The 10,636-nt window shown below is 70.4% G+C and carries 10 protein-coding genes; 9 read left to right on the forward strand and 1 reads right to left on the reverse strand.

The window, feature by feature from the left end:
* Positions 1-365 precede the first annotated feature (365 nt).
* On the forward strand, positions 366-716 hold the full coding sequence (locus tag VNT50_RS11650) for an Rv2175c family DNA-binding protein (RefSeq protein WP_325485293.1): 351 nt from the start codon (positions 366-368) through the stop codon (positions 714-716).
* Between the two features lie 96 nt (positions 717-812).
* Here the strand turns inward: VNT50_RS11650 and VNT50_RS11655 are convergent, their stop codons facing one another.
* Positions 813-1,907, reverse strand: coding sequence for a polyprenyl synthetase family protein (locus VNT50_RS11655; protein ID WP_325485284.1), 1,095 nt, complete (start codon positions 1,905-1,907; stop codon positions 813-815).
* 66 nt (positions 1,908-1,973) lie between these two features.
* On the opposite strand from VNT50_RS11655, the gene VNT50_RS11660 reads away from it, so the two are divergent.
* From VNT50_RS11660 to murD, 8 genes are all read left to right on the forward strand, one after another.
* Positions 1,974-2,357, forward strand: a complete 384-nt coding sequence (locus tag VNT50_RS11660; protein ID WP_325485285.1) for an SCO2097 family morphological protein — start codon at positions 1,974-1,976, stop codon at positions 2,355-2,357.
* Between the two features lie 216 nt (positions 2,358-2,573).
* A complete protein-coding gene (gene mraZ / locus VNT50_RS11665; RefSeq protein ID WP_325485286.1) occupies positions 2,574-3,005 on the forward strand; it encodes a division/cell wall cluster transcriptional repressor MraZ in 432 nt (143 codons plus the stop codon).
* 103 nt (positions 3,006-3,108) lie between these two features.
* Complete coding sequence (rsmH, locus tag VNT50_RS11670; protein ID WP_325485287.1) at positions 3,109-4,080, forward strand: 16S rRNA (cytosine(1402)-N(4))-methyltransferase RsmH; 972 nt, start codon at positions 3,109-3,111, stop codon at positions 4,078-4,080.
* Entirely contained in the window at positions 4,077-4,655 is a 579-nt protein-coding gene (gene ftsL / locus VNT50_RS11675) for a cell division protein FtsL (RefSeq protein ID WP_325485288.1), read from the forward strand. Before rsmH ends, ftsL begins: the two co-directional genes overlap by 4 nt.
* Position 4,656: 1 nt before the next feature.
* Positions 4,657-6,447: a peptidoglycan D,D-transpeptidase FtsI family protein gene (locus VNT50_RS11680; RefSeq protein WP_325485289.1), complete on the forward strand. Its 1,791-nt coding sequence runs from the start codon at positions 4,657-4,659 to the stop codon at positions 6,445-6,447.
* 37 nt (positions 6,448-6,484) lie between these two features.
* Positions 6,485-7,897: a UDP-N-acetylmuramoyl-tripeptide--D-alanyl-D-alanine ligase gene (locus VNT50_RS11685; protein WP_325485290.1), complete on the forward strand. Its 1,413-nt coding sequence runs from the start codon at positions 6,485-6,487 to the stop codon at positions 7,895-7,897.
* The gene (mraY, locus tag VNT50_RS11690) at positions 7,894-9,009 is read left to right on the forward strand and encodes a phospho-N-acetylmuramoyl-pentapeptide-transferase (protein WP_325485291.1); all 1,116 of its coding nucleotides are present in this window, start codon (positions 7,894-7,896) and stop codon (positions 9,007-9,009) included. Before VNT50_RS11685 ends, mraY begins: the two co-directional genes overlap by 4 nt.
* On the forward strand, positions 8,991-10,562 hold the full coding sequence (murD, locus tag VNT50_RS11695; RefSeq protein ID WP_325485292.1) for a UDP-N-acetylmuramoyl-L-alanine--D-glutamate ligase: 1,572 nt from the start codon (positions 8,991-8,993) through the stop codon (positions 10,560-10,562). Before mraY ends, murD begins: the two co-directional genes overlap by 19 nt.
* Positions 10,563-10,636 lie beyond the last annotated feature (74 nt).

Raw genomic sequence — 10,636 nt, forward strand, 5'->3', positions numbered from 1 at the left:
CCGAGCTCCGACGGGCTTCGGTGCGCCCGCCTGCGTGCCGCGGATGCTGAGTTCGGTGCCCGCGGCGGCGGGCGTCGCCGCGAGAGAGAGGGCGATGGACCCGACGATCGCGGCGGGCACGGTTGCCAACGCCTTCCGGGCGGCGTGCGTGGGTCGATGCGCTGAGTGGCGTCTCAAGATTCCCCCTTTTCGACCTTGAAACCGTGTCACGGATGTCAACTGGTGTCAACGGGTGATAAAGGACGTGGCCAATGTGACGCGAGTGGTCAGCAGGTCCACTGTCGCACCGGCGGCGCGGGTCCTTCGTGGCGCGACGACCTGGAGCGCACGTGCGCGAGGTCGTGGGGGAGTGGCACACTGGGTTCGTGCCCGGAGACCCCACACCCCCTGTCGCCACCGACTGGCTCACACTGCCCGACCTCGTCGCTCTCACGGGCGAACCGCTCGGCCGCATCCGGCGCATGCTCGATGAGAACATGCTCGTGGGCAGCAGGCGCGAGGGCGCGTTCAGCGTGCCGTCGGTGTTCATCGTCGACGGGCATCCGCTGCCCTCGCTGCGCGGCACGATCTTCGTGCTGCACGATGCGGGCTTCACCGACGACGAGGCCATCGATTGGCTGCTCGGCTACGACGACTCGATCGGTCTCGCACCGATCGAGGCGCTACTCGCCGGGCGCAAAAGCGAAGTGCGCCGGGTCGCCGCCTCGCTGGCCTGAGCCCGCGAGCCGCGAGCCCGCTTCGCTCGTCGCGAATGGCGGGTGCCGGGGCGCGCACACCCGCACTTTGCGCCCAGCGAGGTGATGTCCGCCGGACTACGACGTCCGCGTCGTGGCGGCGCGCGCGAGGTCGCGCAGTTCGCCGACCGCGGCATTGTCGAGCCGCGCGCCCGCGAGGGCGCGATCCGCTTCGCGGGCGTAGGTGCTGATCAGCTCCTCGACCCGGTCGAGTGCCCCGGTGTCGACGATCGTGCGCTGCAGCGACGCGATCTGATCGGCCTCCAGCGCCGGATCGCCGACGAGCTCGTCGATGACGCGACGAGCGGATGCCGGCAGCCCCTCGCGCGCGAGCGCGATGAGCACGGTGCGCTTTCCCTCGCGCAGATCATCGCCCGAGGGTTTGCCGGTGACCGCTTCGTCGCCGAAGACGCCCAGCACGTCATCGCGCAGCTGGAACGCGAGCCCGACGGGATGGCCGAAGGCCCGGAGGGCATCCATCTGGGCGGCGTCCGCGCCCGCGAGGGCGGCGCCGATCAGGAGCGGCTGCTGCACGCTGTACCGCGCCGACTTCATGGATGCGACGCGCAGGGCCCGGTCGGCGTGCCGGTCGTCGGGCTGGGTCACGAACGCCGACTCCTCGGCGATGTCGAGGAACTGTCCGAGGGTCACATCGCGCCGCATGAGCGAGTACTCGCGCCGGGCTCCCGCGGCGGCCGCGGCATCCGTCGCCTCGAGGCCTTCTTCGAAGAGGTCGTCGCTCCACGCGACGAGCAGATCGCCGAGCAGGATCGCGGCGGACCGCCCGAAGGATGCCGCGTCGCCGGCCCAGCCCGCATCCCGATGGCGACGCTCGAGCGCGCGGTGCGCCGAGGGGCGCCCGCGCCGCAGATCGGAGTTGTCGATCACATCGTCGTGGACGAGCGCTGCCGCGTGGAAGATCTCCAGGGCCGCGCCCGCCGCGAGGACGGCGTCATCGAGCGCGGAGCCGGGGCGCCGCTGGTCGGCGACCGCACGCCACCCGCCGACGCAGAAGCGTGCGCGGAGGCGCTTTCCGCCCGCGAGAGCGGCGGCGCCGGCGTCGATGAGCGCGGCCGCTTCGGGGCCCGAATCGGCCGATTCGACCCGCATCCCCTCGACGAAGCTCTCCAGTCGCTGGGAAACCGCTTCGATCAGGTGCACAGACGCGGTCACGGGCCTAGCCTAGTGATCCCAGCGGCGCGTAGACTTGTCGTTCTAGGGTGAAATCAAGGGGGACGAATGCCACTCTCCGAACAGGAGCAGCGTCTGCTCGACGAGATGGAGCGGCACCTGCTGCGCAACGACGCCGACGTCGTGAGCGCTCCGAGTGGTGCCCGCACACTCAGCTATCGAAACGTGGTCTACGGGACCATCCTCGTGCTCGTGGGACTCGGCGCCCTTGTCGTCGGTGTCTCCACACAGCTCATCTGGGTGGGCGTCATCGGATTCGTCCTCATGCTCGGCGGCGTGGTGCTCGCGGTGACTCCGATGCGCGGCGCCGCGACCAAGGAGAACGCCCGACCGGGCTCCACCGGTTCCCCTTCGCCCTCGCGCGCCGGGGCCTCCTTCATGGATCGCATGAACGACCGCTGGGACCGCCGCCAGGGCGGCGGCGACCGCTAGCACTTCCGCCAAGAACGCATCGACCCCCGGGTCGGTGCGTTTTTTCGTGCGCCCGCCGATCGTCGTGCGCTTCCTCCACCGTCGTGCGCCGCGCAAAGACGGCGTCGTGGGTGGGAACTTTCGCGATGGCGCCCGGAGAATCGTAGACGAGTGGAGGAAAGTGGAGTAAAGTGGGGCGCACCTCAGGGATGGGCCGGGAAGAGGGGGTGATGGCCGATGCTGTTGGGAACTCACACCCCCAAACTCGACGACAAAGGCCGCGTCATCCTTCCGGCCAAGTTCCGCGAGGACCTCGCCGGCGGCATCGTCGTCACGCGCGGCCAGGAGCGCTGCCTCTACGTGTTCAGCTCGGCCGAGTTCGAGTCGGTCCACGAGCGGATCCGCCAGGCGCCCCTCAGCAACAAGCAGGCCCGCGACTTCCTGCGCATGTTCCTCTCGGGCGCGAGCGCCGAGATGCCCGACAGCCAGAACCGCATCACCATCCCCGCACCCCTCCGGGCCTACGCGGGGCTCGAGAAGGACCTCGTCGTCACCGGCGTGGGCGCGCACGCCGAGATCTGGAACGCCGACGCATGGAACGACTACCTCGCGGGCAACGAGGAGAGCTACAGCGACATGGAGCAGGAGGTGATCCCGGGCCTCTTCTAGGCCCCCGATCGTGATCTCCAGCCGCTCCGCCCTGTCTCCACTTCCCCGGTGCCAGGTCAGAGAGCGGAGGGGGATCAGGATCGGGGGATCGGGCCCCGACATCATGAACCTCCGCGACATCCACACCCCGGTGCTGCTCGAGCGCTGCATCGAGCTGCTCGCCCCGGCCCTGGCACGCGATGCCGACCATTCCAACGACCCCGCCGTGCTGGTCGACGCGACCCTCGGCATGGGCGGGCACTCCGAAGCGTTCCTGCAGCGGTTCCCCGGCATCCACCTCGTCGGCCTGGACCGCGACGGGGACGCGCTGCGCATCGCGGGGGAGCGGCTCGCACCCTTCGGCGATCGCGTGACACTCGTGCATACCGTCTACGACGGCATCGCCGCCGCCGTCGAATCGGCCGGCTACGCCAAGGCCGACGCCGTGCTCTTCGACCTCGGCGTCTCCTCCCTGCAGCTGGATGTCGCGGACCGCGGTTTCGCGTACTCCCACGACGCGCCCCTCGACATGCGGATGGACCAGACCACTGGCAAGACCGCCGCGGATGTGCTCGCCACGTACAGCGAGGGGCAGCTGCGGGCGATCTTCGAGCGGTACGGCGAGGAGAAGCTCGCCGCGCGCTACGCGCGGGCCATCATCGCCGCCCGGCGTGAGGCCCCCCTCGAGCGCTCCGGAAGGCTGGTCGAGATCCTCCAGGCCGCGACGCCCGCGGCCGTACAGCGCGCCGGCCACCCCGCGAAGCGCGTGTTCCAGGCGCTGCGCATCGAGGTGAACGCCGAACTCACCGCAGTCCAGCACGCCATCCCGGCCGCGCTCGAGGTGCTGCCGGTGGGGGGACGCATCGTCGTGCTGTCGTACCAGTCGCTCGAGGATCGCATCGTCAAGCGGGCGCTGACGGCGGCCACGGCATCCACCGCCCCCGCAGGACTGCCGGTCGAACTCCCCGAACACGCCCCGCGGTTTCGCCTGCTCGTCAAGGGCGCAGAGCTCGCCGACGACGAAGAGCGCGTGCGCAACCCCCGCGCGACGCCCGTGCGGTTGCGCGCGGCCGAGAGGGTGAGGGATGCCGCGTGAGCACCGCCACCGCAGCAGTTCTCGCTCCGCGACCGGCGCCGTCGCGGCGGAGCCCGACGCGCCCGCTGCGCGCGGTCGTCGCCCCTGCCCGGCGACGGCGGCCGCGGCTGGCGTACGCCATCGTCGCCCTGGCGGGTGCGCTCGCCATCGCCGCCGGCCAGATGGGGTTGTCGATCGCGACGACCCAGGCTTCGTACGAGCTGGCGCAGCTGGGCCAGGACAAGCGGGAGCTCACATGGAAGAAGCAGGAGCTCTACGACGCGGTGGCCGGCCTCAGCTCACCGCAGTACCTGGCCGCCAATGCCGCCGCCCTCGGCATGGTGATCAACGCATCGCCGACGTATCTGCGCCTGAGCGACGGCGCCATCATCGGAACGAGCGAGGCGGCCGCGTCGACCTCGACCGTCGACGCCGTCGGACGCGGCGCGGTGGCCAACTCCCTGGTCGCCGACACTCCTCTGATCACATTGCCCGATGCCACGATTCAGGGCCTGCCCGTCGAGGCTCAGGTGCTGACCGACGGAACCATCCCGCCACCGCTGGCCGAGGGCCTTCCGACACCGACCACACGCTGACATGAGCACTCGAGCAACCAGAAGCCCGCGCCGCCGCACGGTGATCGCGCTCGGCGTCGTGCTCGCCATCCTTGTGGCGTTCATCGTGCGCCTCGTCGACATCCAGGTGGTGAACGCCCACGACCACGTCGCGAACTCGATGTCTCTGGGGCTGGGAGCATCCCGCACCCTCTACGGCACGCGGGGATCGATCGTCGACGAGACGGGCGTCGTGCTCGCCGGCAGCATCCTGCTCTACGACGGGGCACTCGACCCCTCGAACGTCGGCCCGGTCGAGCGGGAGGATGCCGGGGGCAAAGAAGCCCAGGTGCCGTGGGAGGAGACCTCGGCGGAGATCGCGGGGATCACGGGCCAGACGCCCGAGGAGATCCGCCAGATCGTCTCCGACGCGAAGACCGTCAACCCGGACTCGCAGTGGGCCCTGCTGAAGCGGGGGCTCACGACCGAGCAGTACCGCGCCCTGGCCGACCTCGATCTGCCGTTCCTCTCCTTCACGCCGCATCCGGCGCGCACCTATCCGGACGGTGCCGTCGGCGGCAACCTCGTCGGGTTCGTCGGCTCCGACGGCGACGCCCTCGCCGGCCTCGAGAAGACCGAGAACGACTGCCTCTCGACCAAGGACGGGCACGAGGCCTACTCGGTCGGCAAGGACGGCGTCGTCATTCCCGGAACGCTCCGATCGCAGCCAGCCACCGACGGCGGCACGCTGCAGCTCACGATCAACCGCGACCTTGAGTGGTACCTGCAGCAGCTGATCGCCGAAGAGGTGCAGAATCAGGCCGCCCAGCGCGGCACGGTCTTCGTGGTCGAGGTGGCGACCGGCAAGGTGCGCGCGGCGGCCGAGTACCCGACGGTGGACCCGAACAACGTGGATGCCTCCGAGCCCGACGACCGCGGCAGCCGCATCTTCACCACCGTCTTCGAGCCGGGATCGACCTTCAAGGCGATCACCGCGGCGACGCTGCTCGAGGAGGGCGCCGCCACCCCGCTGACGACTCAGGTCGCCTCGAGCTCGGAGACGTTCCCCAACGGCGCACGCATCAACGACGCGTTCACGCACCCCGCCTACAACTACACGCTCGCCGGGGCCCTCATCGATTCCTCCAACGTCGCGCTCTCGAAGTTCGGCACGATGGTCTCGCCCGAGGTGCGCCACGACTACCTCGCCCGCTTCGGCGTCGGCAAGCCGACCGACATCGGATTCCTCGGCGAAGAGCCCGGCGAACTCCACCCCGTGTCGGAGTGGGACAACCAGACCCTCTACACGACGACCTTCGGCCAGGCGTTCACCGTCACCGTGCCGCAGGTCGCGAGCGCGTACCAGACCATCGCGAACGGCGGCATCCGCATGCCCCTCACGCTCGTCGAGGGCTGCACGAAGGCCGACGGCACCGTCGAGGCACCCGAACTGCCCGGGCCCGAGCGGATCGTGAGCGAGGCGACGGCCGACACGACCGCCCTCATGATCGAGAACGTCGCCGTGCAGGGCGGGCTCTCCAAGGTCATCGCGGTTCCCGGCTACCGCATCGCGGCGAAGACGGGAACGGCCCAGAAGTACGACCCCGCCACCGGCGGCTACAAGGCGGGCGTGTACTACACCTCGATGGTCGGGTTCGCGCCCGCCGACGACCCCGAGTACGTGGTCATGGTCACCCTCGACGAGCCCACTAGGGTAACCTCGTCTGCGGCCACCGCGCCGGCATTCCAGAAGGCGATGACGCAGGTGCTCAAGACGTACCGCGTGATGCCGTCGTCGTCGGCGGAGCCCGAACTTCTTCCCAAGTACCAGTAGCCGCAGCGCTCACCCGCGCACCCGGAGGATCGCACGAATGATCGCGATGACGCTCGCCGAGATCGCCCAGGTGACGGGGGGAACGCTCTCGACGGCGCGCGGTGACGGCCCGGGCACCGTCGTGGACGGCACGGTCGACACCGACTCGCGCAACATCTCGGAGGGTGGCATCTTCGTCGCCAAGCCCGGTGCCGAGACCGATGGGCACCTCTTCGTCGCGACGGCTGTCGCGGCCGGGGCCGCCCTCGCCCTGGTGCAGCGCCCGGTCGACGCGGATGTCTCGCAGATCATCGTTCCCGACGTCGTGGCCGCCCTCGCCGACCTCGCCCGCGAGGTGGTGGCCCGGGTGCGGTCCCGTGGCGACCTTCGCATCGTCGGCATCACCGGCTCGAACGGCAAGACCACGACGAAGAACCTGCTGGCCCGCATCCTCGCCGACGAGGGCGAGACGATCGCGCCGGTCGCCTCGTTCAACAACGAGGTGGGCGCCCCGCTCACGATGCTGCGGGTGACGTCGTCGACCCGCTTCCTCGTGAGCGAGTTCGGGGCGAGCGCCCCGGGCGAGATCGCCCGGCTCGCCGGGCTCGTGAATCCCGACATCGGCGTCGTGCTCATGGTGGGCATGGCGCACGCCGGCGGCTTCGGCGGCATCGAGGCGACCGTGCGCGCCAAGGAGGAGCTCGTCCGCGCCGTGCGGCCCGGCGGCCTGGCGGTGCTCAATGCGGACGACTCGCGCGTCGCGACGATGGCGGATGCCGCCGCCGAGCGCGGCGTCGCGGTGCGCTGGTTCGGCCTCGGGGATGCCGCGGAGGTGCGGGCGTCCGATGTCGATGTCTCCGCCGACGGCACGGCGTGCCGCGTCACGGCGGACGAGGCATCCGCTGCTCTGCGGCTCAAGGTCCTCGGCGCGCACCACGTGATGAACGCCCTCGCCGCGATCGCCGCCGCGACCGCCCTCGGCGTGAGTCTCGAACACTGCATCGCACGGCTCGAGACCGTCGAGATCGCCGAGCGCTGGCGCATGCAGCCGATGGGCTCCGCGAGCGTGCGCATCATCAATGACGCCTACAACGCGAGCCCCGACTCGATGGCCGCGGCGCTGCGCACCCTCGCGCAGATCGTCGGTCCCGGCGAGCGCTCCGTCGCCGTGCTCGGCGCGATGAGCGAGCTGGGGGAGTACGCCGAAGACGAGCACGACCGCATCGGCCTGCTCGCGGTGCGGCTCGGCATCCAGCGCATCGTCGTCGTCGGCACCGGGGCGCGTCGCATGTTCCTCGAGGCGGTGGCGCAGGGATCGTGGGACGGCGAGGCCGTGTTCTTCCCCGACGCCGACGCGGCGTTCGAGTACCTCCGGGGCGAGCTGCGCGACGGCGACCGGGTGCTGGTGAAGTCCTCGAACTCCGCGGGTCTGCGGCACCTCGGCGATCGTCTGGGAGACTGGTTCTCGTGAGATCACTCCTGATGGCGGCGGCGATCTCCCTTTCGTTCACGCTTTTCCTCACCCCCGTCTTCCTCCGCCTCTTTCGCAAGTGGGGGTGGGGACAGGTCATCCGCACCCCCGAGGCGATCGAGAACCCGAGCCACGGCGAGAAGCGCGGCACGCCCACCATGGGCGGCACCATCTTCATCGCGGGGACGGTCGTCGGCTATCTCGTCGGCGGCTACATGGGCAACAATCCGCCGACGATCTCGGGGTGGCTCGTCGTCTGGATGATGGTGGGCTTCGGGGCCGTCGGCTTCATCGACGACTTCATGAAGGTGAGGAGCCAGCGCAGCCTCGGACTGTCGGGCTGGCGCAAGATCCTGGGCCAGGTGCTCGTCGCGGTGCCTTTCGGCATCGCGGCACTGAACCCGGCCTTCCGCGACGCGGCGGGAGAAACGCCCGCATCGCCCTACGTCTCGATCTTCCGCGACGTGCCCGCGCTGGGCTTCATGTCGCTCGGACTGATCGTCGGCTGGATCCTCTACCTGCTGTGGATCACCTTCATCGGGGTCGCCTTCTCGAACAGCGTCAACGTGACCGACGGGCTCGACGGCCTCGCCGCCGGGGCCGGGATCTTCGTCGTCGGCGCCTACAGCCTCATCGCCTTCTGGCAGTTCCAGCAGGTCTGCACGGGCGAGGGACTGGCACCCGCGCTGCAGCCCGCCTGCTACAACACCCGGGACCCCTTCGACCTGGCGATCGTCTCGGCGGCGTTCATCGGCGCCCTCGTCGGGTTCTTGTGGTGGAACGCGCCGAAGGCGAACGTCTTCATGGGGGATGTCGGTTCGATGTCGATCGGCGGCGTCATCGCCGCGATGGCCATCCTGACCCGCACCGAGCTGCTCGCGGTGCTCGTCGCCGGTGTCTTCGTGATCGCCCCGGGCTCGGTCATCCTGCAGCGCGTCTACTTCAAGCTCACCCGCGGCAAGCGGCTGTTCCTGATGAGCCCCCTGCACCACCACCTCGAGATGCGGGGGTGGCCCGAGATCACGATCGTCGTGCGCATGTGGATCATCGCCGGCATGCTCGCGATCTCGGGCATCGGCCTCTTCTACGTCGAATGGCTCTCCCGCACGTGACCGATTCCCGCCTCGATGCGCTCACGAGCTGGCACGCGGACTGGAAGGGGCTGCGGGTCGTCGTGCTCGGGCTCTCGGTCACGGGCTTCTCGGTCGCCGACACCCTCGGGGAGCTCGGTGCCGATGTGCTGGTCGTCACCGAGCGCGCCGACGAGGAGTACGCGCGCCTGCTGCCCGTGATCGGCGTGGGGCTGTGGGAGGGCTCGCTCGACACGGTGCCCGACGCCCTCGTTGCGCACCGGCCCGAGGTTGTCATCGCGTCACCGGGCTTCGCCCCCGGCCATCCCGTCATCGCGTGGGCGCGGGATGCCGGCATCCCGCTGTGGGGCGACGTCGAGCTGGCCTGGCGGCTGCGCGACAAAGTGGTCGGGGCCGACGGGGAACCCGCCGCATGGATCCTCGTCACGGGCACCAACGGCAAGACCACGACAACGCGGCTCGCCGCCGCGATGCTCGCCGCCGGCGGCCTGCGCGCCGCGCCGTGCGGCAACATCGGCGTGCCGGTGCTCGATGCGGTCCGCGATCCCACGGGCTTCGACGCGCTCGTCGTGGAGCTCTCCAGCCACCAGCTCTGGTATCTCGGCCTCTCGGATGCGGCGGGGCAGCCGTCGCCGCACGCGAGCGTGTGTCTGAACCTCGCCGATGACCACCTGGTGTGGCACGGGTCTTTCGAGGCATACCGCGACGCCAAAGCGGTGGTCTACCGGCACACGCGGATCGCGTGCGTCTACAACAAGGCGGATGTCGCGACCCGCACCATGGTCGAAGAGGCCGAGGTCATCGAGGGCGCGCGCGCGATCGGGTTCGATCTCGGCGTGCCGGGCCCGAGCGACGTCGGCCTCGTCGACGGCATCCTCGTCGACCGCGCGTTCCTCGAGGAACGCGCCCGCTCCGCTCTCGAGCTGACCACGCTCGCCGACCTCGCCGCGCACGGGCTGGCCGCGCCGCACATCGTGTCGAACATCCTCGCCGCCAGTGCCCTCGTGCGCGCCCTCGGCGTCGAGCCGGCGGCGATCCGCACCGCCCTCGAGGGCTTCCGGCTCGACCCGCACCGCATCGAGGTCGTGGGCACCGCGCGGGGCGTCGTGTGGGTGGATGACTCTAAGGCGACGAACCCGCACGCCGCGGCATCCTCCCTCGCCGCCTTCCCCGGCGCCGTCTGGGTCGTCGGCGGTCAGTTGAAGGGCGTCGACATCGCCGACCTCGTCGTGAGCCGGGGGGCGGGCGCGAAGGCCGCGATCGTGATCGGCGTCGAACGTGGCGAGGTCGTCGCGGCGTTCGCGCGACACGCGCCCGGGGTTCCGCTCTTCGAGGTCGACCACGATGAGACTGGAGACGTCATGGCCCGGGTCGTCGAACTTGCGGCGGAGATCGTGCGTGACGGGGACGTCGTACTGCTCGCCCCCGCCGCCGCGTCCTTCGACCAGTTCACCGACTACGGCGATCGCGGCCGCCGGTTCGCCGGGGCCGTGCGCAAGTGGATCGAGAAGGGGGCTGCGGATGGCGATGTCGCAGAACCCGACGAACAAACCCCGCGCGACGGCGGCGCCTGAGGCCTCGCCCAAGCGCGGTCTGGCGGCCCGCGTGTCGCTGGGCCGGGTATTCGCCCCGGTTCCCAGCGAGTTTC

It is taken from the genome of Microbacterium sp. (assembly GCF_035554235.1).
GTDB lineage: Bacteria > Actinomycetota > Actinomycetes > Actinomycetales > Microbacteriaceae > Microbacterium.

Coding starts and splice junctions, on each gene's coding strand:
- VNT50_RS11660 (WP_325485285.1), top strand. CDS start 1,974: ATGCCACTCTCCGAACAGGAGCAGCGTCTGCTCGACGAGATGGAGCGG.
- mraZ (WP_325485286.1), top strand. CDS start 2,574: ATGCTGTTGGGAACTCACACCCCCAAACTCGACGACAAAGGCCGCGTC.
- rsmH (WP_325485287.1), top strand. CDS start 3,109: ATGAACCTCCGCGACATCCACACCCCGGTGCTGCTCGAGCGCTGCATC.
- VNT50_RS11680 (WP_325485289.1), top strand. CDS start 4,657: ATGAGCACTCGAGCAACCAGAAGCCCGCGCCGCCGCACGGTGATCGCG.
- VNT50_RS11685 (WP_325485290.1), top strand. CDS start 6,485: ATGATCGCGATGACGCTCGCCGAGATCGCCCAGGTGACGGGGGGAACG.
- murD (WP_325485292.1), top strand. CDS start 8,991: ATGGCTCTCCCGCACGTGACCGATTCCCGCCTCGATGCGCTCACGAGC.